This window comes from Paenarthrobacter sp. Y-19, assembly GCF_029223985.1.
GTDB lineage: Bacteria > Actinomycetota > Actinomycetes > Actinomycetales > Micrococcaceae > Arthrobacter > Arthrobacter nicotinovorans.
Genome location: NZ_CP119414.1, coordinates 246,690 through 272,714, shown reverse-complemented (window position 1 = coordinate 272,714; position 26,025 = coordinate 246,690). Strand labels below are relative to the sequence as shown.

Annotated in this window: 23 protein-coding genes and 1 pseudogene; 21 read left to right on the top strand and 3 right to left on the bottom strand. The window is 63.4% G+C overall.

Annotation, left to right across the window (positions count from 1 at the left end):
- Positions 1-47: 47 nt before the first annotated feature.
- The 10 genes from PYR64_RS01335 to PYR64_RS01290 all read left to right on the top strand — a co-directional run bounded on the left by PYR64_RS01335 (position 48) and on the right by PYR64_RS01290 (position 9,887).
- Complete coding sequence (locus PYR64_RS01335; protein WP_018778042.1) at positions 48-1,376, top strand: extracellular solute-binding protein; 1,329 nt, start codon at positions 48-50, stop codon at positions 1,374-1,376.
- Positions 1,377-1,391: 15 nt separating this feature from the next.
- Complete coding sequence (locus tag PYR64_RS01330) at positions 1,392-2,354, top strand: sugar ABC transporter permease (RefSeq protein ID WP_018778043.1); 963 nt, start codon at positions 1,392-1,394, stop codon at positions 2,352-2,354.
- Positions 2,354-3,247 carry a carbohydrate ABC transporter permease gene (locus PYR64_RS01325; protein WP_018778044.1) on the top strand — a complete coding sequence of 298 codons (894 nt, stop codon included), beginning with the start codon at positions 2,354-2,356 and terminating at the stop codon, positions 3,245-3,247. Before PYR64_RS01330 ends, PYR64_RS01325 begins: the two co-directional genes overlap by 1 nt.
- A 56-nt stretch (positions 3,248-3,303) precedes the next feature.
- The gene (locus tag PYR64_RS01320) at positions 3,304-4,050 is read left to right on the top strand and encodes a sugar phosphate isomerase/epimerase (RefSeq protein ID WP_018778045.1); all 747 of its coding nucleotides are present in this window, start codon (positions 3,304-3,306) and stop codon (positions 4,048-4,050) included.
- On the top strand, positions 4,047-5,168 hold the full coding sequence (locus PYR64_RS01315) for a Gfo/Idh/MocA family oxidoreductase (RefSeq protein WP_055976951.1): 1,122 nt from the start codon (positions 4,047-4,049) through the stop codon (positions 5,166-5,168). Before PYR64_RS01320 ends, PYR64_RS01315 begins: the two co-directional genes overlap by 4 nt.
- Before the next feature lie 28 nt (positions 5,169-5,196).
- On the top strand, positions 5,197-6,402 hold the full coding sequence (locus PYR64_RS01310; RefSeq protein WP_275777857.1) for a Gfo/Idh/MocA family oxidoreductase: 1,206 nt from the start codon (positions 5,197-5,199) through the stop codon (positions 6,400-6,402).
- A gap of 1 nt (position 6,403) precedes the next feature.
- Positions 6,404-7,402: a sugar phosphate isomerase/epimerase family protein gene (locus tag PYR64_RS01305; protein ID WP_079581596.1), complete on the top strand. Its 999-nt coding sequence runs from the start codon at positions 6,404-6,406 to the stop codon at positions 7,400-7,402.
- Positions 7,403-7,497: 95 nt separating this feature from the next.
- Complete coding sequence (locus PYR64_RS01300) at positions 7,498-8,382, top strand: biopolymer transporter Tol (RefSeq protein WP_275777856.1); 885 nt, start codon at positions 7,498-7,500, stop codon at positions 8,380-8,382.
- A 4-nt stretch (positions 8,383-8,386) separates the two neighbouring features.
- The gene (locus PYR64_RS01295; RefSeq protein WP_275777855.1) at positions 8,387-9,418 is read left to right on the top strand and encodes a Gfo/Idh/MocA family oxidoreductase; all 1,032 of its coding nucleotides are present in this window, start codon (positions 8,387-8,389) and stop codon (positions 9,416-9,418) included.
- The gene (locus PYR64_RS01290) at positions 9,411-9,887 is read left to right on the top strand and encodes a heme-degrading domain-containing protein (protein WP_210077426.1); all 477 of its coding nucleotides are present in this window, start codon (positions 9,411-9,413) and stop codon (positions 9,885-9,887) included. The genes PYR64_RS01295 and PYR64_RS01290 overlap by 8 nt, the downstream gene beginning before the upstream one ends.
- 39 nt (positions 9,888-9,926) lie before the next feature.
- Here the strand turns inward: PYR64_RS01290 and PYR64_RS01285 are convergent, their stop codons facing one another.
- Entirely contained in the window at positions 9,927-10,595 is a 669-nt protein-coding gene (locus tag PYR64_RS01285; protein WP_018778052.1) for a response regulator, read from the bottom strand.
- The gene (locus tag PYR64_RS01280) at positions 10,592-12,169 is read right to left on the bottom strand and encodes a sensor histidine kinase (RefSeq protein ID WP_018778053.1); all 1,578 of its coding nucleotides are present in this window, start codon (positions 12,167-12,169) and stop codon (positions 10,592-10,594) included. Before PYR64_RS01280 ends, PYR64_RS01285 begins: the two co-directional genes overlap by 4 nt.
- A gap of 251 nt (positions 12,170-12,420) precedes the next feature.
- Between PYR64_RS01280 and PYR64_RS01275 the strand changes: the two genes are divergently transcribed.
- The 4 genes from PYR64_RS01275 to PYR64_RS01260 are packed head-to-tail and all read left to right on the top strand — an operon-like array spanning position 12,421 to position 15,927.
- Positions 12,421-13,431 carry a tripartite tricarboxylate transporter substrate-binding protein gene (locus PYR64_RS01275; RefSeq protein ID WP_018778054.1) on the top strand — a complete coding sequence of 337 codons (1,011 nt, stop codon included), beginning with the start codon at positions 12,421-12,423 and terminating at the stop codon, positions 13,429-13,431.
- On the top strand, positions 13,428-13,931 hold the full coding sequence (locus PYR64_RS01270) for a tripartite tricarboxylate transporter TctB family protein (protein WP_039239631.1): 504 nt from the start codon (positions 13,428-13,430) through the stop codon (positions 13,929-13,931). The genes PYR64_RS01275 and PYR64_RS01270 overlap by 4 nt, the downstream gene beginning before the upstream one ends.
- Positions 13,931-15,538, top strand: coding sequence for a tripartite tricarboxylate transporter permease (locus tag PYR64_RS01265; RefSeq protein WP_055976971.1), 1,608 nt, complete (start codon positions 13,931-13,933; stop codon positions 15,536-15,538). The genes PYR64_RS01270 and PYR64_RS01265 overlap by 1 nt, the downstream gene beginning before the upstream one ends.
- Positions 15,535-15,927: a universal stress protein gene (locus PYR64_RS01260; protein ID WP_018778057.1), complete on the top strand. Its 393-nt coding sequence runs from the start codon at positions 15,535-15,537 to the stop codon at positions 15,925-15,927. The genes PYR64_RS01265 and PYR64_RS01260 overlap by 4 nt, the downstream gene beginning before the upstream one ends.
- A 131-nt stretch (positions 15,928-16,058) precedes the next feature.
- Here the strand turns inward: PYR64_RS01260 and PYR64_RS01255 are convergent, their stop codons facing one another.
- Positions 16,059-17,411, bottom strand: coding sequence for a NosD domain-containing protein (locus PYR64_RS01255; protein ID WP_275777853.1), 1,353 nt, complete (start codon positions 17,409-17,411; stop codon positions 16,059-16,061).
- A gap of 352 nt (positions 17,412-17,763) precedes the next feature.
- On the opposite strand from PYR64_RS01255, the pseudogene PYR64_RS21715 reads away from it, so the two are divergent.
- The 7 genes and pseudogenes from PYR64_RS21715 to PYR64_RS01215 all read left to right on the top strand — a co-directional run bounded on the left by PYR64_RS21715 (position 17,764) and on the right by PYR64_RS01215 (position 25,990).
- A pseudogene (locus tag PYR64_RS21715) lies at positions 17,764-19,050 on the top strand (sugar ABC transporter substrate-binding protein).
- 74 nt (positions 19,051-19,124) lie between these two features.
- Positions 19,125-20,012, top strand: coding sequence for a sugar ABC transporter permease (locus PYR64_RS01240; RefSeq protein ID WP_039239628.1), 888 nt, complete (start codon positions 19,125-19,127; stop codon positions 20,010-20,012).
- Entirely contained in the window at positions 20,012-20,941 is a 930-nt protein-coding gene (locus tag PYR64_RS01235; protein WP_181423318.1) for a carbohydrate ABC transporter permease, read from the top strand. Before PYR64_RS01240 ends, PYR64_RS01235 begins: the two co-directional genes overlap by 1 nt.
- An 86-nt stretch (positions 20,942-21,027) precedes the next feature.
- Positions 21,028-22,077: a LacI family DNA-binding transcriptional regulator gene (locus tag PYR64_RS01230; protein WP_018778062.1), complete on the top strand. Its 1,050-nt coding sequence runs from the start codon at positions 21,028-21,030 to the stop codon at positions 22,075-22,077.
- A 40-nt stretch (positions 22,078-22,117) separates the two neighbouring features.
- A complete protein-coding gene (locus PYR64_RS01225) occupies positions 22,118-23,677 on the top strand; it encodes a glycoside hydrolase family 32 protein (protein ID WP_275777851.1) in 1,560 nt (519 codons plus the stop codon).
- A 13-nt stretch (positions 23,678-23,690) separates the two neighbouring features.
- Positions 23,691-24,632: a carbohydrate kinase gene (locus PYR64_RS01220; RefSeq protein WP_189076187.1), complete on the top strand. Its 942-nt coding sequence runs from the start codon at positions 23,691-23,693 to the stop codon at positions 24,630-24,632.
- A gap of 29 nt (positions 24,633-24,661) precedes the next feature.
- The gene (locus tag PYR64_RS01215) at positions 24,662-25,990 is read left to right on the top strand and encodes a NosD domain-containing protein (protein ID WP_275777850.1); all 1,329 of its coding nucleotides are present in this window, start codon (positions 24,662-24,664) and stop codon (positions 25,988-25,990) included.
- The last annotated feature ends 35 nt before the right edge of the window (positions 25,991-26,025 follow it).

Sequence of the window (26,025 nt, the reverse complement as noted above, 5' to 3'; positions counted from 1 at the left end):
GACCGGCAAACCAACGCACAGCGTCGCCGGTCCCGAAAGGAATCACTATGAATGTTCAGTCCGCAGCCACCCGGTCCTTCTCCCGCCGCAATTTCCTCGGCCTGTCCGCGGCGGCCGCTTCCGTGCCGCTGCTGGCAGCCTGCGGCGGAGGCTCGGCTACCCAAGGCGGAGGTGGCGGCGCTGGTGGAACGGTCAAGTTCTGGGACATGCCGTGGGCCACCCCCGCCTACAACGAATCCGCCAAGAAGATCGCAGAAGGCTTCTCCGGCGCGAACAACGCCAAGGCCAACTACCAGATCATCCAGTGGAACAACTTCTACCAGACGTTCTCCTCGGCCATCGCTTCCAAGACCGGCCCGGCCGTTTCCACCGGCGGCGGCTTCCAGGCCTTCCAGTTCGAGCAGCAGGGCCAGATCGCGTACGCCGACAAAGTCATTGAAAAGCTGAAGTCCAACGGTCAGTTCGATGACTTCCTGCCCGGCGTGCTGGACCCGTTCAAGTCCGACAAGGGATACGTCGCCGTGCCGTGGCAGTTGGACATGCGCGTGTTCTGGTACCGGAAGTCCCTGTTCGAGAAGGCGGGCGTGTCGCTGCCCACCGACTGGCCGTCACTGCTTGAAGCCGGCAAGGCGCTGAAGAAGGTCGGCGCGTTCGGCTTCGCCACGGGCGCCGGTTCGGGCAACAACTACGGCAACCACTCGATGATCATGATGATGGTCAACAACGGCGGCGGTGTCTGGAACAAGGACGGCGAGCTGGACCTCCTGAACGACCGCAACGTGGAAGCCATCGAATTCGTCCGCGAGCTTGTCTCCAACGGCATCGTGGATCCCGCAGCCGTCAGCTACACAACGGACAACATGTCAGCACAGTGGAAGGACGGCAAGGCCGGCTTCGGCCTGTTCCAGGTCAACGTGCCGCAACGCGTCGGCGACACCTCCGGAGACCTGCTGGTGGCCGACCCCATCACCGGTCCGCACGGTGACAAGGCAACCATCGTGTTCCCGAACAACATCATGATGTACAAGAACACCCCGTCGCAGGAAGCCTCGGAAGAGTTCCTCGTGTACTACCTGGGCCAGCTCAAGGAACTGTGGAAGCAGAAGCTCATGTCCGCACTGCCCGTCTTCAAGTCGATCACCGAGCTGCCCGAGTTTGCCGACGACCCCAACAACGTCAAGATCGTCAAGGACTGGCAGCCGATCGCCAAGACCTTCGCAGCCCAGGGCAGCACGCTCAACGCAAACCTCGCAGCCCTTGACGGCGGCCAGGCGCTGAACCAGTTCAGCCAGTCGATCCTTACCGGCCAGGCAGCTGATGCCAAGAGCGCCCTGCAGGCCTTCCAGTCCGGCCTCGAATCGGTCTTGAAGAAGTAGAACGGTACCTCTGCCATGTCATCAACTACTGCAACATCGGGCCTGTCCCGGGCCCGCCGGGGAGTGGCCCCCGGCGGCTCGGGGGCCGGCCCCGGCAAACGCAAGAGCAAACTCAGCGCGCAGACCACCCGTACTTTCTTCTGGCTGTTGCTGCCTTCGGTGGTGCTGCTGGTCCTGATCCACGGCTACCCGCTGATCCACGCCGCGGTACAGGCCACCCACGACGGCGACCTCCTCCAGACGGGCAACTTCGTGGGCGGCGAGAACTTCGCCAGCGTCCTGTCCTCCCCCGCGTTCTGGAAAGCTGCACAGTTCACGCTCTGGTTCACGATTGTCGGAGTCTTCGGCTCCTGGCTGGTAGGACTGGGCCTGGCCCTGCTGCTGCGGACCAGAATCCCCGCAGGCAATACCTTCAAGGTCCTCTTGCTCCTGCCGTGGGTCGTGCCGATCGTCGTCTCCTCCACCGCCTGGAACTGGTTGGTGGCCACCCCCGACAGCCTGATCCCGTCGATCTTCCGCGGGCTGGGACTGGGGACACCGCTGTTCCTGGCCGACCCCACACTGGCATCCATCACCGTGATGGTGTTCAAGGTCTGGGTCTCTTTCCCCTTCATGATGATGATGATCTCCGCGGCACTGGCCTCGGTGGACACCACCGTCTACGAAGCAGCCAGTATGGACGGCGCCTCCAAGTGGCAGCAGTTCACGCAGATCACGCTCCCGCTGATCGCCCGCTCCACGTACATCTCGTGGATCCTCATGACGATCTTCTGCGTCAATGACTTCCCGACCATCTACCTGCTCACCGGCGGCGGCCCCGTCAGTGCCACCACCTCCTTGGTGGTCCTTGCCTACCGCACGGTCTTCCAGGACTTCGCCACCGGCCCCGGCGTCGCCATCGCCTTCCTGATGACCATGACCCTGGTGGTCATTTCCGTCATCCTGTACCGCCAGATCCGAAAGTCGAGCGTCGAATAATGAGCACAGTACTTCACGCCCACCCCGAATCCGGTCCCGCCCTGGGCATCACCGACTCCGGAAAAACCCGCCGGGTGCTCTCCGAAGCCGGTATGCGCGGACGCTGGTGGAGGTTCGCCCTGATCCTGGCCATCACGGTGATCGTCCTGGTCCCCATCATGGTCACTGTGGTCCTGGCCTTCACTCCCGGAGCCAACAGCACCGCCACAGGCTTCACGTTCGAGAACCTGGCCAACGTGTTCAACGGGACGCTCGCCGCCACCTGGCTCCAGAACAGCCTGGTCACCACACTGTCCACGGTCCTGGTTTCGGTCGCGGTGGCCGCTCCCGCCGGCTACGTCCTCTCCCGCGGACGTTCCAAGGCAGTGTCCGGTTACTCACTGCTCCTGTTCGTCATGCAGTCCCTGCCGATCATCACCTCCGTGGTCCCCCTCTTCATCCTCTTCGCTGCCATGGGACTGGTGGACAACCTCCTGGGCATCACCATCATCTACGTCGGTTCCACCATGACCGTGGCTACCTGGATGATGGCCGCCTACTTCGACTCCATCCCCATCAGCCTTGAAGAAGCCTCATGGATTGACGGCTGCTCAGTCTTCGGATCCTTCACCAAGGTGGTGCTCCGCAACTCGCTGCCGGGCATCCTCTCCACCGCGATCTTCGCCTTCCTGCTCGCCTGGAACGATTACCTGGTAGCCATCGTGTTCCTCCGTTCCAACGAGATCTTCACCCTGCCCATGGGTGTCCAATCCTTCTTCCAGCAAAACGCCACTGACTGGACATCCGTCATGGCCCTGGCCGTGGTCATGATGCTGCCGCCGATCATTGTTTTCGCCACCCTGAACAAGTACTTCAGCGTTGGCGGAATCGGCGGCTCCCTGGCCGGCCGCTGATTAGACTGGCGCCAAGTCCCCGAACTCCCGGAAAACCACTCCCGAAAAGGAAACCCATGTCTTACTCACTCCAGCTGTACACCCTCCGCAACGCCATCCAGGAGGACCTGCCTGGAACCATCAGGAAGGTCGCTGAGATCGGCTACACGCAGGTGGAGCCGTACAACTTCGTGGCCACAGCTTCGGAACTCGGCAAGGCTTTGAAGGAGAACGGCCTGACCGCTCCGTCCGGTCACGCCCCGCTCCTGTCACAGGACCAGGACGAAATTTTCGCTGCCGCCAAAGAGCTGGGCATCACCACCGTCATCGATCCGTTCCTCCCGGCTGAGCACTGGCAGGATGCGGAAACCATCCAGGGCACGGCAGCCAAGCTCAACGCCGCCGCGAAGAAAGGCGCCGAGTACGGCATCCGGGTTGGTTACCACAACCACGCCTGGGAGCTACAGTCCACCATCGAAGGCACCACTGCGCTTGAATACTTCGAAGGACTGCTGGATCCGGAACTCGTCCTCGAGGTAGACACGTACTGGGCAGCCGTCGGAGGCCAGGACCCAGTGGAACTCCTGGCCCGCCTGGGTGACCGGGTCAAGCTCATCCACATCAAGGATGGCCCCGGCAACACCGACACCAAAGCCCAGCAGCCCGCCGGCCAGGGCACCATTCCGGTGCTGGATGTCATCGCAGCTGCCAAGTCCCTGGAAGTGGGCGTGGTGGAGTTCGACGATTATTCGGGCGACATCTTCCAGGGCATCACGGAGAGCCTCGCATTCCTCAACGCAGAATCGGCAGGGGCCAAGGCATGAGCTTCACACCCTCAACCCGCAAGGGCCCCGTAGGCGTCGCCGTCATCGGCGCGGGCAACATCAGCAAGCAGTACCTGGATAACCTCACCACCTTCCCGGACGTCAAAGTCCTGGTGATCGCCGACCTGTTCGAAGAGGCAGCCAAGGCCCGCGCCGAGGAATACGGGATCGCCGAGTTTGGCGCGCCGGAGCTGGCACTGAACCATCCCGACGTCGAAATCATTGTGAACCTGACCATTCCTGCGGCGCACGTCGAGGTAGCCACGGCTGCCGTCAACGCGGGCAAGCACGTATGGACTGAGAAGCCGTTCTCGCTGGACCGTGAATCCGGTCTGGGCCTCCTCAAGGCCGCAGATGCAGCGGGAATCCGCCTCGGAACCGCACCGGACACGTTCCTAGGTGCCGGCCTGCAGACCGCGCGCCGCATCATTGAACGCGGTGACATCGGCACGCCACTGACCGGCATGACTACGTTCCAGACCCCGGGTCCGGAATCCTGGCACCCGAACCCGGCCTTCCTGTTCCAACACGGCGCCGGCCCGCTGTTCGACATGGGTCCGTACTACCTCACGGCCCTGATCCAGACCTTCGGCTCCGTCCGCAAGGTGGCCGCCGTCGGCTCCTCCGCCAAGGCCACCCGCGTCATCGGTTCCGGACCCAAGGCCGGCGAGGAGTTCGCCGTCGAGGTTCCCACGCATGTGTCCGCGATGGCGCAGTTCGAAGGCGGACAGTCCAGCCACAGCGTGTTCTCCTTCGAGTCGCCGCGCCTCCGGATGGGCTTCGTGGAAATCACCGGCACTGAGGCGACCCTCTCACTGCCGGACCCAAACTATTTCGACGGCGAGCTGAAGCTCTGGCGTCCAGGCGCGGAAGAACCCGAGATCATCGCCGCAACCGGCCCCGCCAACGGCCGCGGCCTGGGTGTGCTGGACATGGCCCGGGCGCTCCGGGCCGGAACTCCGCACCGCGCCACCGGCGATCTGGCTTACCACGTATTGGACAGCATGGTCTCGATCGCCGAGTCCGTGGAATCGGGCACGTTCGTGGATGTCACCAGCAACGCGCCGGCCTCGGCGGCAGTCCCTGAGGACTGGGCTCCCGAAACCGCCACACTCTAAGTCCGCAGCAACAGCGAGGAACCTGACCATGAGCACGCCCACACACTCGTCCCTGCCTTCCGACAGCCTGGCTTCCCGCGAGGATAAGGCCCCCCTGGGGGTTGCCGCCATTGGCTATGCCTTCATGGGGAAGGCCCATTCGAATGCGTGGCGGAATGTGGCCAGTTTCTTCGACGTCCCGGCCTTCGAGCAGAAAGTGCTCGTTGGCCGGGACGCCACCCAGGTGGCCGAGGCCGCTGCCAAGTACGGCTGGGCCGAATCCGCCACCGACTGGCGCTCCGTGATTGAACGCGATGACATCCACATCATCGATATCTGCGCCCCGGGCTGGATGCACGCGGAAATCGCCATCGCCGCCCTTGAAGCGGGCAAACATGTGTTGGTGGAGAAGCCGCTGGCCAACACACTGGGCGAGGCCGAACTGATGACCGCCGCTGCCGCGAAAGCCCGCCAACGCGGAGTGCAGTCCATGATCGGCTTCAACTACCGCCGCGTCCCCGCCCTTGCACTGGCCCGCGAACTCATCGCCGAGGGCCGCCTCGGCACCGTCCGCCACGTCCGTGCCGCCTACCTCCAAGACTGGCTCTCCGACGCGCAATCCCCCATGACCTGGCGCCTCCGTAAGGAAACCGCCGGTTCCGGCGCGCTCGGCGACATCGCTTCGCACGCGATTGATCAGGTCCTGTTCCTTCTGGGCGATGCCGTTACCGAGGTCTCCGGCCGCCTGCAGACGTTCGTGGACCGACGCCCCGGACCGGATGGTCCGGAAGATGTCACGGTCGACGACGCCGCCTGGGCAACGCTGACGCTCGCCTCCGGAGCAATCGCCTCCGTTGAAGTCAGTCGCGTGGCCACGGGCCAGAAAAACTCCCTCAAGCTCGAAATCTACGGCGATAAAGGCACCATCCTGTTTGACCTCGAGGCACTGAACGAACTCGGCTTCCTGGACGCCACCGTCCCGGTCCGGGAGCAGGGCTTCCGACGGATCCTGGTCAACGAGCCCGTTCACCCCTACCTTGAAGCATGGTGGCCGCAAGGCCACATCATCGGCTGGGAACACACCTTCACCCACCAGATCCGGGACTTCCTCCTTGCCGTTCGCGACGGCAGCCAGCCATCGCCGTCGTTCGAAGAGGGCCTGAACGTCCAGCACATCCTCGCCGCCGTGGAAGAGTCCGCAGCCGCCAAAAGCTCACTGATCCAGTTGCACGCAAACCCTACCGAAGGAGCCTGACATGCCCCGCCCGTACACCCTGTTCACCGGCCAGTGGGCCGACCTCCCCTTCGAGGAAGTCGCGCGCCTTGCCTCGGGCTGGGGCTACGACGGCCTGGAAATCGCCGTCTCCGGAGACCACCTGGACGCCTGGCGCTGGGACGAACCCGGCTACGTCGAGTCCAAACTCGCCATCCTGGAAAAGTACAACCTCAAGGTCTGGGCCATCTCCAACCACCTCAAAGGCCAAGCCGTCTGCGATGACCCCATCGACTTCCGCCACGAGGCGATCGTTGGGTCCAAGGTGTGGGGCGACGGCGACCCCGAAGGCGTCCGCCAACGCGCTGCCGAAGAAATGAAACACACCGCCCGCCTCGCAAAAGCGCTCGGCGTGGACACCGTGGTGGGGTTCACCGGCTCCTCCATCTGGCAATACGTCGCCATGTTCCCGCCTGTCCCCGAGAAAGTCATCGAGGCCGGCTACCAGGACTTCGCCGACCGCTGGAACCCCATCCTGGACGTCTTCGACGAATGCGGGGTCCGCTTCGCCCACGAAGTCCACCCGAGTGAGATCGCCTACGACTACTGGACCACCGTCCGGACCCTCGAAGCGATAGGCCACCGTCCAGCTTTCGGGCTGAACTGGGACCCGTCGCACTTCATGTGGCAGGGCATCGATCCCGTGTCCTTCATCTGGGACTTCAAGGACCGGATCTACCACGTGGACTGCAAGGACACCAAGCTCCGCCCCACCGGCCGGAACACCGTCATGGGCTCCCACTTGCCCTGGGGCGACCCGCGCCGCGGTTGGGACTTCGTCTCCGCAGGACGCGGCGACGTGCCTTGGGAATCGTCCTTCCGCGCCCTGACCGCAATCGGCTACGACGGACCTATCTCCGTGGAATGGGAAGACGCCGGCATGGACCGCCTGCACGGCGCCCCCGAAGCCCTTGCCGCGCTCAAGAAGTTCGATTTCCCCGCCTCCCAGACCAGCTTCGACGCCGCCTTCAGCCAGGACTAACCCTCCGGAGTTTTTGTACAGCTAACGCCCTTTAGAAGCCTTCTTCAGGGCGTTACCTGTACAAAAGCTCCCACCAAAGTGGCAAGGAGCCAACCGTGATCCGCACCCTTCGACCCGGCCAGCGTTGCGAGGTGCGGATCGCGTCGGTCACGGGCCACAGCGAAACCCTCTACGCCACTGACCACATTCTCCTCGAAGCCCCGAACTGGACCATGGACGGTTCAGCCCTCATCCTGAACGGGGACGGGAAACTGTGGCGTCTTGACGCTTCCACTGCGAAACTGACCCAAATCCCGCTCAGTGGCATCCCAGACCTCAACAACGACCACGTCCTGGCACCGGACGGCACCGGCATCTTCCTCTCCGCCAACGACGGCCATATCTACCGTGGACTGCTCAAGGGCGGCCCTGCCACCCGCATCACCGAGGACGACGGCTCCTTCCATTTCCTCCACGGCGCCAGCCCCGACGGCACGGAACTCGCGTACGTCGGAATTAAGGCCGGCGACCTCAAGCAGCCCGGCAAGCTCATGACCATGGCATCCGACGGCGGCGCTGCCGCCCGGGTCGACGTCGGTTCAGGCCACTGCGACGGGCCCGAATACTCGCCTGACGGGCAATGGATCTACCTGAACACGGAGTCGTTCTCAACAACTCCGGGGCATGCCCAGCTTGCACGGATCCGACCGGACGGCAGCGACTTTACTCAGCTGCTGAAGTCCGACACCGTCGACTGGTTTCCCCACCTGTCCCCGGATGGCCACTACGCCAGCTACATCCGGTTCCCCGGCGGTACCGTTGGACACCCCGCTGACTTGCCCGTCGACGTCGTGCTTGTTTCGACCAAGGACTGGACCACCCCACTCCAAGCATGGCCACTTTCCGGTGGCCAAGGTACCCTCAACGTCAACAGCTGGTCGCCGGACTCCGCGCGCTTTGCGTATGTGGCGTACCCGCTCACTGACTCTGCAAAGGACTAACTAAGTGACCCTAAGCAACGGTACTTCCGACGGAACCATCCGCTGGGGCATTCTCGGCACCGGATTCATAGCCGGGCTGCAAACGCAGGATTTGAAGGAGAACGGCTTCACTGTCCAGGCGGTGGGTTCGCGTTCGGCAGAGTCCAGCAGGTCCTTCGCGGAAAAGTTCGGGATCGCCACCGCGCATGGCAGCTACGAAGACCTGGTGGCCGACCCCTTGGTTGACGTCGTCTACATCGCCACGCCGCACCCCTTCCACCACGCGAACGCCCTCTTGGCCTTGAACGCCGGCAAGCACGTGCTGGTGGAAAAGTCGTTCACCATGAATGCCCGTGAAGCCCGGGACATTGTAGGACTCGCGGAATCAAAGGGGCTCGTGGCGCTCGAAGCCATGTGGACCCGTTTCCTGCCGCACATGATCCGTCTCCGGGAAATCATCGCCGCAGGCACCATCGGCGAAGTCCGCAAGGTGGTGGCCAGCCACAACCAGAACCTCCCAAAGGACCCGGCACACCGCCTCAACAATCCCGCCCTGGGCGGCGGCGCACTGCTGGACCTGGGGGTCTACCCGGTCTCCTTCGCGTTCGACATCCTGGGCACGCCGGCCTCGATCAGGGCCAGCGCTGCCATGACTGCTACCGGCGTCGACCGCCAGACTGCGGCGGTTTTCGATTACGACGGCGGTGCGCAGGCGATCGTCGACTGCGAACTTGACGCAGCAAGCGCCAACCGGGCCATGGTGATCGGAACCGAAGGCTGGATCGACGTCGAACACACCTGGTACAACCCTGTCCCCTTCACCGTTCATGCGGCCGACGGTTCCGTGGGTGAGCGCTACGAGCAGCCCGTGAACGGTCGCGGCATGCAGTTCCAGGCAGCTGAGCTGGAGCGGCTGGTCCGGGAAGGTTCCACCGCAGGCACCATCCTTCCGCCGGACGAGAGCGTTTCCATCATGGCTGCCATGGATGAGATCCGCCGCCAGATCGGGCTGAGCTACGACGCTGATGCCGCCCCGGAAGGAAACCACCGTGACTGAATCCCCACGCCTCGCCGAGCTTCGCCGGCAGGAAGAAGAACTGGTCTTTGCTTCGTTCGATCACCATGACGCCTGGCGCCTTGGTTCGTTGATCGCCAATCATGCCATCAGTTCGGAGTTCGGGGTTGCCATCGACATCCGCCGGCACAACATCGTGCTCTTCCGCTGCGTCCTGCCCGGCGCGACGGCGGACCAGGAAGAGTGGATCCGCCGGAAGTCAGCTTCGGTGCTGCGTTTCGAGCACAGCACGGCACTGTTGACCGAGCTGTTTGCCTCCCGTACCCACAGCCCCCTGGGCAACGGGTGGCTGGCCCACGAGGACTACACCCTGGCGGGTGGTTCCTTCCCTCTCCGCGTGCGTGGTGCAGGTGTGATCGGGGCTGTGACGGTGTCCGGCCTCAGCTCCGACGAGGACCACCAACTGGTGGTCGATGGCATCCGGAGCTACCTGAAGACGGTCGGGGTTTAGGGGCAGCAGGGCTTGAACCCGGCCAGGGCTGGTTTGGCCTCACCGCCCCTTCAGCACATAGCGCCTTTCGGGACGTCCGACGCCGTACTTGAGTCGAACGTCCAAGGCGCCTTCGTCGTGGAGGTACTCAAGGTAGCGGCGGGCACTGACACGGGAGGTCCCGAGTTGTTCGGCAAGCTCAGCGGCTGACAAATCACCCGGTGCTGATTTCAACGCGGACTCCACCAGTTCCAGGGTCTCCACGCTGCAGCCCTTCGGCAGGGTCCGCTCGGAAACACCCAACCCAAAGACCCTGTTCACGTCGGATTGTTCAGCCTCGACCTTGGAAGCATCCAGCCCCTGGTAGGCGCTGAGGTAGTGCTCCAGCCGTTCCTGAAGATCGGACTGGGAAAAGGGCTTGATCAGGTAGTGGACGATGCCGCCGCGGAGGGCTTTGCGCACGGTCTCAACCTCGCGGGCTGCACTGATCACCAGCACGTCGAGGTCCGGGGCAACGTCCCGCAACTGGTGCATGAGGTCAAGGCCGTTGATGTCCGGGAGGTGGATGTCCAGGAGCACAAGATCGGGTTGCAGCCTACGCGTTTCCGCCAAGGCCTGTGCGCCGGTGTGGGCAACACCCACCACCCCGAAACCGGGGCTTCGCTGGATGAACCCGGCATGAACCTTGGCCACCATGAAGTCGTCATCGACAATCAAGACCTTGATCACTTGTGGTGAGCCCCTTTGCTGAATCGTGCGGTGAACACTGCACCGTCGTCGTTGGCCACGGTCAGTTCGCCCCCGCTGCGCCGGCAGATGACCCGCGAAAGCGCCAAGCCGAAGCCCCGGGCATCCCCCGGTCCCGGTTCCTTGGTGGAGTAGCCCTGTTGGAAGATCTCCTCGGCAGAACCGGCGGGCACTCCCGGGCCGTTGTCCTGGACAGTGACCGCGACACCGTCCGGCGAGTCCTCCACGAGCACGCGGACCGATGCCCCGGCGAGGCCAGTGACGGCGTCGAACGCGTTGTCCACGAGGTTGCCCACCACGGTGGTGATGTCCCGGGACAGTTCGTCCTTGACGCGCGGAAGCGCGGACCGGGGGTCCAGTTTCAACTCGACGCCGCGCTCAGTGGCCAGGCTGGCCTTGGCGATCAGCAGGGCAGCGAGCGCGGGATCCTCGATCCGCCGGGTCACGTCGTCGTTGAGCCGGGTCCGCTCCACGGTGGCACCGTTGACGAACTGCACCACGGAATCGTACTCGCCGATCTGGATGAGGCCCGAAATGACGTGGAGCTGGTTGGCGAACTCGTGGGCCTGCGCGCGGAGGGTGTCCGTTACCGTACGGGTGGCACCAAGTTCGCTCTCAAGGGAGGACAACTCGGTGCGGTCCCTCAGGGTGGTCACAGAACCGATGTCGCGCCCGTGCGAGCGCAGCGCCACCCGGTTCATCACCACCAGCCGCTCCCCTACCAGCACCAGTTGGTCCGGGTCCGACTGTTCGCGGGTCAGCACCACTTTCAGGGCGGATTCCACGGGGAGGGAGCGCAGCTTCCTGCCTACGCAGTCGTCGGGCAATCCGAGCAACTGTCGGGCGCTCTGGTTGGCCACCGTGATCCGCTCATGGGGGTCCAACGCCACAACACCTTCCTTGAGGCCCTGCAGCATGGCTTCGCGGTTTTCCACCAGTCCGGTGATCTCCCGCGGTTCCATGCCGAGGGTTTGCCGTTTGACGCGACGGGACAGGAGAAGCGAACCCGCCACCCCCAGGACGCTGGCCACGCCCAGGTAGGTGAGGAGGTTGGGAACGGCGTCGCCGAGTCTTTCCAGGGTGGACGGGTAGTTGCGGCTGATGGATGCGATGCCGATCATCTGCCCGGAGTCGTCGATTACCGGCACGTGGGCGGACAGCACTGTCACGTTGTTGCTGGTGACGACGCCGGTCCAGGCTCTTCCTTCCATCACCCGGCTCTCTCCCAGTGGCAAGGGCCGGCCGATCAGTCCGGGGTCCGAGGCCGTGATGACTGTGCCGTCCAGTTTTGCCAGGGCCACGTGCGCTGAACCCGAGACCGTCCTGACGGATTCGGCGACGGCGGGAAGCGCCGAACCGCCGCGCGGTTCCGCCGTGGGGAGCAGCGCGCGTACGGTGGGGTTGTTGCCCAGGGCTTCGGCTGCCGACAACGCCCGCCTGCCCTCAGTCCGTTCGAACGCGGCGGCCGACTGCGCCAGGGAGATGGCGACCACCGCCACCAGCACCGCCAGGACGATCAGCAACTGCAGCACAAGGTATTGCCCGGCAAGGGACATTCCTCTTCTTCGAGTCACTGCGTGGTTTCCTTTGGTGGTGCCAGAGTCCGGAGGTGTCTGGGGGCGCTCCGCGTGGCGTATCGGAACTATACCCCAGAGCCGTGATGGACCGTCCAGGACCGTGAACGCAATGAACTTAAAGATCACTGCGAACACAAGAGTGATCGGCGTCACTGCGGCCCCTAGCATCAGTTCACGGGGCACAACGTTGATCGCCCTGCAGAGAATTCAAAACTGAGAAGAGGAACACCATGCGCCAGATCCGCGCATTGCGAGTCGCCGCCGTCGCCGCCGGCCTCGCCCTGATGGCCACCGGTTGTGGTGCCACCGGCAAGAACTCCACTGGTTCCGAAAGCTCCGGCGCTGCCGCCGGACCCATCACCGGCCTCCAGATCATGGTTCCGAACACTCCCGGTGGCGGCTACGACACCACCGCCCGGGCAGCGGCCAAGGTCCTGGACGATGAGAAGATCGCCAACAACACTGAAGTGTTCAACCTTGCAGGCGCAGGCGGCACTGTGGGCCTGGCCCGCGTGGTGAACGAAAAGGGCAACGGCGATCTGACCATGCTCATGGGCCTGGGGGTGGTGGGTGCCAGCTACACCAACAAGTCACAATCGAAACTGACGGACACCACGCCCTTGGCCAAGCTGATTGAAGAGCCGGGCGCCATCATGGTCAGCAAGGACTCCCCCTACAAGACCATCGATGACCTGGTGAAGGCGTGGAAAGCAGATCCCGCGTCGATCTCCGTAGGCGGCGGCTCCTCGCCCGGCGGCCCGGACCACCTCCTGCCGATGCAGTTGGCCGGCGCTGTGGGCATCGACGCCACGAAGGTCAACTTTGTCTCCTACGACGGCGGTGGCGACCTCCTTCCCGCCATCCTTGGCAACAAGCTCGGCTTCGCAGCTTCCGGCGCAGGCGAGTACCTGGAACAGATCAAGTCCGGAGAGGTCCGTGTCCTTGCCACGAGCGGCGAGAAGCGGCTTGACGGCGTGGACGCCCCCACGCTCAAGGAATCCAACATCGACCTCGTGTTCACCAACTGGCGCGGTGTCGTGGCCCCTCCGGGCATCAGCGACGCCGACAAGAAATCCCTGATCGCCGCGCTGGAGAAGATGCACGAGTCCGCCGGTTGGAAGGAAGCACTCAAGACCCACAGCTGGACGGATGCCTTTGTCACCGGCGACGAATTCCAGACGTTCCTGACTGACCAGGACAAGCGGGTGGCGGACGTCCTCACCAAGCTTGGCTTGGCGTGAGCTCTCCAGCAACAGGCTTGAAAGGCCGCGCCGAGCTGGGGGTCGCCCTCCTGCTCGGCGTGGTCGGAGTCCTGGTCTTCCTGGACGCCAACGGCCTGGTAACCCCGTACTCGAAATCGGACCCGGTGGGTCCAAAGACTGTCCCGTTCATCGTTGCCGGACTCCTGGTGGCCTGCGCTGTTCTGCTTGCAATCAATGTCCTCCGTGGCGGCAGGGGCGAGGCCGAAGGCGGCGAGGATGTGGACCTGGCGCACCCTGCCGATTGGAAGACCGTCCTGCCGCTGGCGGGAGCCTTCCTGCTCAACATCCTGCTGATCGATTGGGCTGGTTGGGTCATCTCCGGCACGGTGCTTTTCTGGGGCAGCGTCCTGGCCCTCGGAAGCCGCCGTTATGTCCGTGACGGACTCATCTCCGTGGCACTTTCCCTGCTGACCTTCTACGGCTTCTACCTCGGCCTGGGCATTGCGCTGCCGGCCGGACTCCTGGAAGGAATCCTCTGATGGACGTCTGGTCCTCCTTGATGGACGGGTTCTCCACCGCCCTCACTCCTTTGAACCTCATGTACGCCATGATCGGCGTCATCCTCGGCACCGCTGTAGGTGTCCTTCCCGGGCTCGGTCCGGCCATGACCGTTGCCCTGCTGCTCCCTGTCACGTACGCACTTGAACCCACCAGCGCCTTCATCATGTTCGCCGGTATCTACTACGGCGGAATGTACGGCGGCTCCACCACCTCCATCCTGCTGAATACTCCCGGCGAATCGTCGTCCGTGGTGACGGCCATCGAAGGCAACAAGATGGCCAAGGCGGGGCGGGCGGCGCAAGCCCTCGCGACGGCGGCCATCGGCTCGTTCGTGGCAGGCACCATTGGCACTACCCTCCTTGCGGTCTGCGCACCGATCGTTGTGAAGTTCGCGGTCAGCCTGGGCTCCCCCAGCTACTTCGCGATCATGATGTTGGCCCTGCTGGCTGTCACTGCGGTACTGGGGTCGTCGCGGTTGCGCGGCTTCGCCTCCCTCGGCCTGGGACTGGCCATCGGTTTGGTGGGCCTGGACTCCGTTACGGGCCAGAGCCGGCTCACGTTTGGCCAGCCGCTGTTGTCCGACGGTTTGGACATTGTGGTGGTGGCTGTGGCCATCTTCGCGGTGGGCGAGGCCCTCTGGGTGGCGGCACACCTGCGCCGCACCCCGTTGCATGTCATTCCCGTTGGCCGTCCCTGGATGGGCAAGAAGGATTGGCAACGCTCCTGGAAGCCATGGCTTCGCGGCACGGTTTTCGGTTTCCCGTTCGGGGCTTTGCCGGCAGGCGGAGCGGAAATCCCCACGTTCCTGAGCTACGTCACCGAGAAGCGCCTCAGCAAGCACCCCGAAGAGTTCGGCCATGGAGCCATCGAAGGCGTGGCGGGTCCGGAAGCTGCGAACAACGCAGCCGCCGCCGGTACCCTCACTCCCATGCTGGCCCTCGGCCTGCCCACCAACGCAACCGCGGCAGTGATGCTGGCAGCGTTCACGTCCTACGGCATCCAGCCCGGCCCGCAGCTCTTCTCGAGCCAGGGACCACTGGTGTGGGCGCTGATCGCGAGCCTGTTCATCGGCAACCTGCTCCTTCTGCTGATCAACCTGCCTCTGGCACCGTTGTGGGCGAAGCTGCTGCAACTGCCCCGCCCGTACCTGTACGCAGGCATCCTGTTCTTCGCCACGTTGGGCGCCTACTCGGTGAATCTCCAGGCATTCGACCTGGTGATCCTGCTGATACTGGGTGCTTTGGGGTTCATGATGCGCCGCTTCGGACTCCCCGTCCTGCCGCTCATTCTTGGCGTTATCCTGGGCCCGCGACTGGAAGGCCAGCTCCGCAAGACCCTGCAGCTCAGTGCAGGCGACCCGGCCGGGCTCTGGAGCGAGCCGATCGCCGTCGGTATTTACGTCATCATCGGCATCATCCTGGCCTGGCCGCTGGTCCTCAAGCTCATCCGGCGGAACCGTCCGACGGCAGCTCTTACAGGGCCGTCCATGCTTTCGGACCAGGATGAGCCGCAGACCCCGGCGACGCCTTCAACCACGAAGACCGAACCAACCACGCCCGCACACCATCGGCAGGAGAAACCATGACCATCGTGGTGGGATACGTCCCCACACCAGAAGGCGAAGCAGCACTGACGCAGGCCATCGCCGAGGCCAAGAAGAGCAACGACACCCTGCTGGTCATCAATTCCTCCAAGGGCGACGCCCTGGTAGACAACCGTTATGCCCAGGAGCCGGAGATCCAGAGCATCGAGGACCGGCTGGCTGAGCACGGCATCCAGCACATCATCAAGCAACCCATCCGCGGTCATGACGCAGCGGCCGAGGTGCTTGATGCTGCCGACGAGCACGACGCCGGATTGATCGTGATCGGCCTCCGCCGGCGCAGCCCGGTAGGCAAGCTCATCATGGGCAGCGTTTCCCAGCGCATCCTCCTGGAAGCGGACTGCCCGGTCCTTGCGGTGAAGGCGGACTAGGAGTTTTCGTACAGCTAATGCCCCTAAGACGCGTTCTTAGGGGCATTAGCTGTACAAAAACGCTCGACGGCGGGTGGTCGCCCTTGGTGACCAGCCGCCGTCGTACTTAAAGCCGCGCCTTCCTTTCCGGGTCAGGGTGTGGGCCGGATTGCCGTGTCCGGGCTGTAGGACGTAATGGTGGTTGCGGATCCGCTGTCGAGCACCTTTGAATGGGTGGTGGATCCGTCAAGAACCACGTGCTGGGTGGCCACGTTGCTGACCACGTGATTAGTGGCTACGACATTGCCGTCCCCTCCCGCGATCAGGATGATGGTTGGCTGGGCGCCTGCGGGGACAACCTTGTTCGGTGGGACGTCATAGGCGAAGAGGTTGTTTGAAATGAGGTTGTTGTCTCCCAGCGTATGGAGAACGCCGTAGAGGTCATCGAGACCGTTTGTGCGATTGATAAAAGGGGGGAACCCCTCGGTGCCCCTGCGGAAGTGATTGGACGTGATGAGGTTTTCCTTGCATCCATTCAGCAGGCGCATCATGCCAGGATAGAAGCCCTGAAACCGGTTCGACGATACGGAGCAGCGGTTACAGCCGTTGAACTCGATGAGGCTTCGTCCTCGCGGGAAGAAGTTGTTCCCCGTGACAAGCAGGCCCTCGTGGTTTTCGGCCAGAAGCGTCACACCCTCGGGTCCTGCACCCATCAGGTTGTCGCTGACAATCGTTGCCTGCCCGGCACCAGTTAGTTCGACGCAGTTCCCGCACTCGGCGATCATGTTGTCGTGGACCCGGAGGGCATCTGCGCCGCGAACTATCAGGGCGTGCTCAAGGTAGACGAATCCCATCCCGGTGATATGGGTGGAGTCATTGTCGGATGCGACCTCGATGCCCGTTTTCCCGTTCCTGTAGCTGTTCCCGTCCGGGGTGAAATTGACCCCGTCCAGGCAGAAGTCTCTGAACACGATTCCGGACAGGCGCGGACTGCCACTCCGACGCACGAGGAATGCCTGTGGTGCGGATGGGGGCGTCAGGACGCGGATGTGGCTGCCGCCTGGCTGGAGGTTCAGCCATCCCGTAGGGTCCACGTTGTCCTTGATGCTGCGGGAGAAGAAGCCATGGCCGAAGCCCGCGATGGTGAGGTAATCCACGTCCACTACCACCTGGGTGCGAAGGTCGTAGTCCCCTGGGGGAATGATCACCACGGCTCCCGGCCTGGTGTCCGGCGTCGTTTGGCGCTTTTTGATGTCGGCAATGATGTCGTTGATGACGGCGCCGATATCCGACTCAGCTGTGACCTTGGGCTGGCCCTTGATCCGCCAAGCTGTGACGTCATAGGTGTTCGGCGAGTTGAAGGGGCCGGCTTTCGCATCCTGCGCAGCTTCAGCTTTCGGGGACATCCCCAGGCTTAGCGCGGCCGCCAGCGAGCCCACGGCTCCAGCGCCGACGAGCATCCGACGACTGGTGTTTTTCACGTCAAGCGTCTCGTCAATTTCCATATTGGTCTCCTGCCGGTCCTTGTTCATTCGTGTTGCTTGATTGGCCCCGCCCCATTGGCCCGGACTCCTGCGTCCGGGCAATGGCGTAGTGAGCGTGGCGTCCATGCCAAAAATGCCAAATCGTTTTATCGGGAGCCGGAACAAACAGTAAGTGGCATCGAACAACACTGTCAACGACAAAATCCGAGGAGTAATTTTGGCAAGACCGCGCGCCGCAATTGGCTCTTGACACTCCCGAACTTCCAGCTCTAAGGTGTTGCCAAGTCGTTTTGGCAAAACGATTTTTCAAGCCAAAGACGTGAAATCCCCATCTCTCTGCAATTTCCGTTCAAGAGAAAGTGAGTCGACAGCGATGTCCACTCGAAACACCATCTCCAAGCTCGTCACCCTCGGCGGGCTGTGCACCGCCGTCGCACTCGTTGCCACCGGTTGTGGCGCCGGCGGTCCCGCACCATCCTCAGGCGGATCGGGCGGCTCCAGCTCCATCAATGTCCTGGTTGAAGCCGGCGGCCACGCCGAACTGACAGGCGTAGCCGAGCAGTGCAAGAAGGACGCCGGCATCGACGTGAACTTCGTCGAACTCCCCTACGACGGCATGTTCAACCGCCTCTCCAGCGAGTTCTCCTCCGGCAACGTCTCCTTCGACGTTGCCGCACTCGACTCCGTATGGCTTCCCAGCTTCAAGGACGCCGTGCAGCCCCTGGACGAACTCTTCACGGACGACGTCAAGAAGGACATCTTCCCGGCCCTCGTCAAAGAAGCCAACGTGGATGGCCACTTCATCGGCATGCCGGCCTGGACCAATGCCGAGATCATCCTGTACCGCAAGGACCTGTTCGAGGACGCCAAGAACAAGGCTGACTTCCAAGCCTAGTACGGTTACGAGCTCGCCGCCCCCAAGACGTGGAAGCAGTACCAGGACATTTCCGCGTTCTTCACCAAGGACGGCATGTACGGCACGGACGTCAAGGGCGCCGTGGAAACTGAATGGCTGGCCCACGTCCTTCAGGCGGGCTCCCCCATGGTCCTGGACAAGGACAACAATGTGGTCATCGACAACGCCGCCCACAAGGAAGCCCTGGACTTCTACGTGAGCTTGGCCAAGGATGCCCCGAGCGGTGCAGCGCAGGTTGACTGGGCAGCAGCACAAAACCTGTTCAACCAGGGCAAGACGGCCATGACCCGCTTCTGGGCCCACGCCTACCGCCAGATTCCCGCCGATGCCCCGGTGGCAGGAAAGGTGGGAGCCGCAGCAATGATTGGCGGCAGCGCCGGCGTCGCAGGCGTTCCGGGCCCGTGGTACCTGTCCGTTCCCAAGGCAACCAAGAACACGGACGCCGCCAAGAAGTTCGTCAAGTGCGCCTATGACTACAACGACAAGGGAATCGAATCCAAGCTCGGTCTGGCCTCCCGGATCAGCGCCTTCCAGAAGTACCAGGACCAGCCCGGTTACGAGAGCTTCAAGCCGCTGATCGAGACCCTCAACGGCCAGGCCACGGCCACCCGGCCCGCCACCGCCAAGTGGCAGCAGATCGTTGATACCGTCCTGATCCCGTTGCTGCAGAAGGCCGTGGCCGGTGGCGACACCTCAGCCCTCCTGGCCGATGCCAAGAAGCAGATCCAGGACCTCCTGAAGTAGAACTCCGCGGCCGGCACCGTCAGCAACTGAATGACAGTGCCGGCCGCGGTCCCAACCAGCAGAAAAGAAATACCGTGCGTATCTCCGATCGCCGCTTCGCCCTCTATCTGATGACGCCCGCGGCACTGTTCCTGGCCGTATTCGTGGCCTACCCCCTCTTCCGCCTGGTGGCAGACAGCTTCTTCAAGATCTCCCCCATCGCCGGCGGGCCCCGCGATTTTGTGGGGTTCCAAAACTACGTCACCGCCTTCACCTCCGAGGCCTTCACCAGCGCCGGGTGGCGTACGTTCGCCTACACCCTGGTGGTGGTGACCCTCGAATTCGCGCTCGGCCTGGGCATGGCACTGCTGTTCACCACGCTAGGCAGGAAATCCCAGATTTGGCGGACCGTCTTCCTCTACCCGTTGATGATCGCCCCGATCGTGGCGGGCCTGCTGTGGAAGTTCCTGATGATCGACAACTTCGGTCTGATCGGAACACTCCTCCACCAGGCAGGGATCCTTTCGGACCCCAACCAGATCGGCTGGCTGTCCGACCCCAACATCGTGCTGTTCTCGGTGGCCATCCCGGACATCTGGCTCACCACGTCCTTCATGTGCCTGGTGCTCTTCGCAGGCCTCCAGAACATCCCCGGCGATCTGATTGAGGCCGCCCGCCTGGATGGTGCACGGGCTCCGGCACTCCTGTTCCGGATCATCCTTCCCCTGCTCCGCCCAGTGATCGCCGTTGCACTGGTGGTCCGCGGAATCGATGCGGCCAGGGCCTTCGACACCATCCTCATCCAGACCAACGGCGGACCGCAGTCAGCCTCCGAGACGATGAGCCTGTTGATCTACCGCACCATGATCCGCTTCGGCGACCCCGGCCTGGCCAGTGCCATGGGCACCATCTACCTCCTCGCAATGCTCGCCATTGCCTTTGTTGCAGTGACCACCATCTGGCGGCCAGGAAAGGACAACTGATGAGCACCACAAGCGTCACCACCAAAGCCAGCCCGCCGTCGTCGGACTTCCCGGAAGCGCAGCCGCTGCGCAAGCGGCGCGGGGCCAACCGCGAAGGCCTCGAAGCCGGCCGGCGCAGCACCCGGACCATCCTTTGGATCCTGCTGGCAGTGGCCATGGTCCTCTACGGTTTCCCGTTCCTGTACCTGCTGTTCACGTCCTTCAAGACGCCGATCGATACCATCGCCGTCCCACCGACCATCCTTCCCAGGGAATGGACGCTGGAGAACTACACCAACGCCCTGGGCCGGAGCGGGGTGGTGGCATCCTTCATCAACAGCATCCAGACCGCCGTCATCAGCACCCTGCTATCGCTGGTTCTGGCCGTTCCGGCCGCCTACGGCATTACCCGCTACAAGACCCCCAGCGGCCAGGTATTCATCATGGCTGCACTGGTGACCCGCATGGTTCCACCCGTGGCCATCGGCATTCCGCTGGCGTCCATGATGGCCTCGGCGGGCTTGTCCGATACCCCGATCGCCCTCTCCATTGCGCACACCACCATCTCTCTGCCGCTCTCCATTTGGCTGATGTGCAGCTTCTTCGAATCCGTCCCCCGGGACCTTGAAGAGGCCGCAACCGTGGACGGCTGCAGCAGGTTGGGCGCCCTGTGGCGGGTAGTGATCCCGGTAGTGTCCGGCGGCATTGCGGTCACTGCGATCTTCGCCTTCCTGGCATCCTGGAACGAATTCCTGTTCGCACTCCTGATGACCGCCATCCGTTCGCAAACCACACCTGTGGTGATCGCGAACTTCCAAACCCAGTTCGGCCTGGATTGGGGATCCATGACGGCCCTCGCCGCCGTGTACTCGATTCCGGTCATCCTGCTGACACTTCTGCTGCAGCGCAAGATCGTCGCGGGCATGACGCTGGGCGCAGTCAAGGGCTAATGCCACCAAGGCCACTGCCACCATCAACGAGTAGCCTACTGATAGCCCTTCCGGGGCATCGCCAACCATAAGGACGTGGGAGCCACATGAGCAGCAAGAACATCGGTATCAAGGACGTTGCCGTCGCCGCCGGCGTGTCCGTCACCACCGTCTCCCACGTCCTTAACGAGGTCTCTTACGCGCGGATCAGCAGTGAAACCCGGGACAAAGTCCGGAACGCCGCCGAGGAGCTCGGCTACGGGCCCAACCGCCTGGCCCAGGCCCTTCGCACGCAGCGGACAGGAATGCTCGGCCTGGTCAGCGAGGAAATCGCTACCACACCCCATGCAGGCCGGATCATCCTCGGCGCTGATGAGGCGGCCAAGGCCCGGGGCTACAACCTGATGATCATCAACACCCCGGGCTCCGCCAGTCTCGAATCGAGGCAAGCCGACGTCCAGGCCCTCCTGGAGCGCCGGGTGGACGGGATCCTGTACGCCACCATGTACCACCGCAACGTGGAACTTCCCCGGAACCTGGAAAACGTACCGTCGGTCCTGGTGGACTCCGTGGCCATCGGCGGAAACATCACCGCGGTGGTCCCGGACGAAGACGGCGGCGCCCGCGCCGCTGTTGGGGCACTCCTGGACGCCGGCCACACCCGGATTGGATTCATCAACAACACCGACGACGTACCCGCCACCCGCCAGCGGCTCCAGGCCTTCCGGGCCATGCTCACCGAAGCAGGGCTCGACGGCGATGCCGCACCGGTCGAGTCCGAAGTCTCCGAAGTTCATGGCGGCTATGCGGCTGCCAAACGGATCCTGTCCCGGGAAGACCGCGCTGACGTGCCGACGGCACTGTTCTGCTACAACGACCGGATGGCAATGGGCGCCTACCGGGCAGCCGCCGAGTTAGGGCTCAGCATTCCCAAGGACCTCTCCGTTGTGGGCTTCGATGACCAGGAACTCATTGCCGCCAACCTCTACCCCGGCCTGACCACCGTGGCCCTCCCCCATTACGAGATGGGGGCCTGGGCAACGGATCACCTTATTGATGCCATCGAGGGCAAAGAAGATCTTTCCTTAATGGCGCTCCACCCCACCGTCCTGGGCTGTCCCCTGGTTCGCCGTGACTCGGTCGCGGCTCCACGGTAAGCCCAACCAGCCCTTCAACGTCCCAAAAGGAACGCACCACATGTCCAGTAGCCTTGACGCCGCACGCCCGGAAACAGCCCCGGCCGTCACTCCCAGGTTCCGGCCTGCCATCCATTTCACGGCACAGGACACCTGGCTGAACGACCCCAACGGCCTGGTCTTCCACGACGGTTTGTACCACCTCTTCTTCCAGAACAATCCCTACGGCAGCGTCTGGGGCAACATGTCCTGGGGGCACGCCACCTCCCCGGACCTCCTGCGCTGGACCGAACACCCCGTGGCTATCGCAGGCGATGAAACAGAGGACATTTTCTCCGGAAGCGTGGTGGTGGACCACGGCAACACCTCCGGTTTCGGCACAGCCGGGGCGCCGGCTTTGGTGGCCATATATACCAGCGCTTTCAAGCCCGGGACCGAACACAGCGGCACGCAGGCGCAGTCCCTGGCGTACAGCTCCGATTCGGGAATGACCTGGCAAAAGTACGGCGGTAATCCGGTGCTCACCCGGGACTCAGCCCACTTCCGGGACCCCAAAGTCTTCCGCTACCACAGCGGAGCGAGCGCGTACTGGGTCATGGTCGCCGTTGAAGCCCAACAGCAGAAGGTGGTTCTCTACCGTTCCGACGACCTCAAAACCTGGGACTTCCTAAGCGACTTTGGCCCGGCCAACGCCGACGCCGGTGAGTGGGAATGCCCTGACCTCTTTCCCCTGGCGGTGGACGGGGATCCTGAGGACATGAAGTGGGTGCTGATCGTCAACGTGAATCCTGGCGCTGTCGCGGGAGGTTCCGGCGGACAGTACTTCGTAGGACAGTTCGACGGCGTCAGCTTCGTTCCGGACGCGGGTTCCCTTGCGGCGCCAGCGGGAGTCACCTCCCTACCGGACGAATCTGCCAGGGCTGAGGCACTGCAGCAATGCCTGTGGCTGGACTGGGGCCGCGACTGCTACGCCGCGGTGTCCTTCAGCGACGTCCCGGATGAGAAGCGCATCATCATCGGCTGGATGAATAACTGGGACTACGCCAACCAGTTGCCCACAGCACCGTGGCGGTCCTCCATGACCCTCGCCCGCGAGCTGAAGCTGAAATCGATCAGCGGCACCGCCCGGCTGGTCCAGTACCCCGTCCTCGCGGGTCCGGAGGAAGAACTGTTTCGCGTGGGCACCATCGAGTTGGGGTCGGAAGCCCTCGCCTTGCCGGACGCCGTACCGGGCACGGCGCAGGTTATTGAGGCTGAGATCGCGCCGGGAACCGCAGAGCGTGTTGAGCTGCGACTGCTGGCCAGCTCCGACGGACGCCAAGGCACCCTGCTGAACTACACCCCGGGCAGCGGCAGGCTGACCCTTGACCGGACCCAGTCAGGGGACACTTCGTTCCACGGGAAGTTCGCATCCGTCGAATCCGCACCGGTTGCACTGGAAGACGGCGTCCTCAAGCTGCTCATTGTGGTGGACCAGTGCTCCGTGGAAGTCTTCGCCCAGGACGGCACGGTGGTCCTGACGGACCTGGTCTATCCGGATGCCGACAGCCGGGAAACCCGGTTGTCCGCCCAAGGCGGCACCGCCACAGTTCTCAAGCTCGTTGTCTCAACACCCGCCTAAGGAGCAGGTTCCAATGCAGAACATCCAAAAGCCAACCAGCAGTCCGGCAACCGAAGTCATGGTTGTGGGCGAGGCCCTGGTGGATATCGTCGTCTCGACCCACGGCACCGTGGAGCATCCGGGAGGATCTCCGGCGAACGTGGCCTACGGCCTCGGCAGGCTCGGCGTGCCTACCTCATTGCTGACCTCCATTGGAGAAGACCACCATGGTGCTGCCATCCAGCGGCACCTGGCCGGTGCCGGCGTCGAACTCCTGGCCGGTGCCCGCGCAGGCGTCCGCAGCGCTACGGCAACCGCCACCCTGGCGTCGGACGGTTCAGCACGCTACGACTTCGACATTCAGTGGGACCTTCCCCGGATCACCCCAACCACCCTGCCCAAGATCCTGCACACAGGATCGATTGCCACCTTCCTGGAACCCGGAGCGGCAACTGTGCGCGATCTTCTTGAGCAGGTACATCAACGCTGTGTGGTCACCTACGATCCCAACATCCGGCCGGCTCTGGTGGGCAGCCATGCCCAGGCCACCACCACTTTCGAGGAACTCATTCCTTTCACCGACGTGGTCAAACTCAGTGATGAGGACGCGCACTGGCTTTACCCGGGCCTGTCCCTCGAAGACACTTCACGGCGCATCCTGGGCCTTGGGACCGGCCTCGTGGTGGTGACCAAGGGTTCGGAAGGATCCATGCTCTCGACCACCGGCGCCCAGGTCTTGGTTCCCTCCGTGACGTCCACCGTGGCTGACACCATTGGCGCGGGCGACTCGTACATGTCCGCCTTGATCTACGGGCTCCTCCAGACCGGAGTTGACCGACTCACTGAGGAGGCGCTGGAGTCCCTGGGCGGCCGGGCCGCCAAGGCCGCAGCCATCACTGTCCGTCGTGCGGGCGCCAACCCGCCGACGTCGGACGAGCTGCTGGCCGAACTGCCCGAACACCAGCCCGCCACCTGACCACCCCCAACTCCACGAGGATCCACACCATGTCCAGCAGCAACTACTACGATGTGACCACCTGGCCCACCGGCGACCCGTCCAAGGATGTCGGCGAGGTCATCAACAGCATCATCGCCGACGTCAAGGAACGCCAGAACGCCACAGATGTGAACGACGGCGGCAAGCCCGGTGCGGTGATCTACCTGCCACCGGGTGACTACCGGCTGCGCACGCAGGTCCTGATCGACATCAGCTTCCTTCGGATCCAGGGCTCAGGCCACGGGTTCACGTCCTCGAGCATCAGGTTCAACGTTCCCCAGGACGAATGGTCCGACCTTCATGAGCTGTGGCCCGGCGGCAGCCGCGTGCTGGTGGATCTTCCTCCCGCTGACAGCTCGGACCCCGCCAGCGGAGCAGCGTTCCTTGTTGAGCGTGCGGGCAGCCCCCGGATCAGTTCGGTGGAGTTCGCCAACTTCTGCATTGATGGCCTGCACTTCACCCCGGACGGCTCTGACCTGCCGGCCGAGAATACATACATCAATGGCAAGACCGGGATTCACGTTGCCAGCGCCAACGACTCCTTCCGGATCAACGAGATGGGCTTCATCTACCTCGAACACGCCCTGACCATCCACAACGCCGATGCCCTCTCCATCCACAACAACTTCATCGCCGAATGCGGAAGCTGCATCGAATTGCGAGGCTGGGGTCAGGCATCGAAGATCACGGACAACCTGATCGGCGCGGGATTCAAGGGCCACTCGATCTATGCGGAGAACCATGGCGGACTCCTGGTCACGGCCAACAACGTCTTCCCACGGGGTGCCAGCAGCGTCCATTTCAGCGGTGTGACGCGCTCCAGCATCACCAACAACCGCCTGCATTCCTTCTATCCGGGCATGGTGGTCCTGGAGCGGAACAGCTCGGAAAACCTCGTGGCCACCAATCACTTCCTCCGCGACCACGAGCCCTGGACGCCGTTCCTCGGGATCGATAACGGGCTGGATGACCTCCACGGGGTCCTCAGTGTCAGCGGCAACAACAACTCGGTGATCGGGAACCACTTTTCACAGATCATCGACTCGGAGAGCGTCCGTCCGGAGGGCGCAACGCCGGTCATCATCCGCTTGCGTGAAGGCGCGGGCAATTTCGTCTCCAACAACCACGTGGTGGCCTTGAACGTGCACGCCAACGCCAGCGACGACTGCTTCGAGGCCCAGGTGGATGCCCTGCTGACCACCGATGCGGCTGAAGACCTGGCCGTGACCGCGGTCCTGGTGGACCCGGAATCAGCGCGGAACACTATCCTCGACTCGGGTAGGGAAACCCAAATCACCGCCGACCGGGCAAGCAACGCCATCCGTCCCACCCCTTAACCTGGGAGTTTTTGTCCAGCTAATGCCCTTAAGAT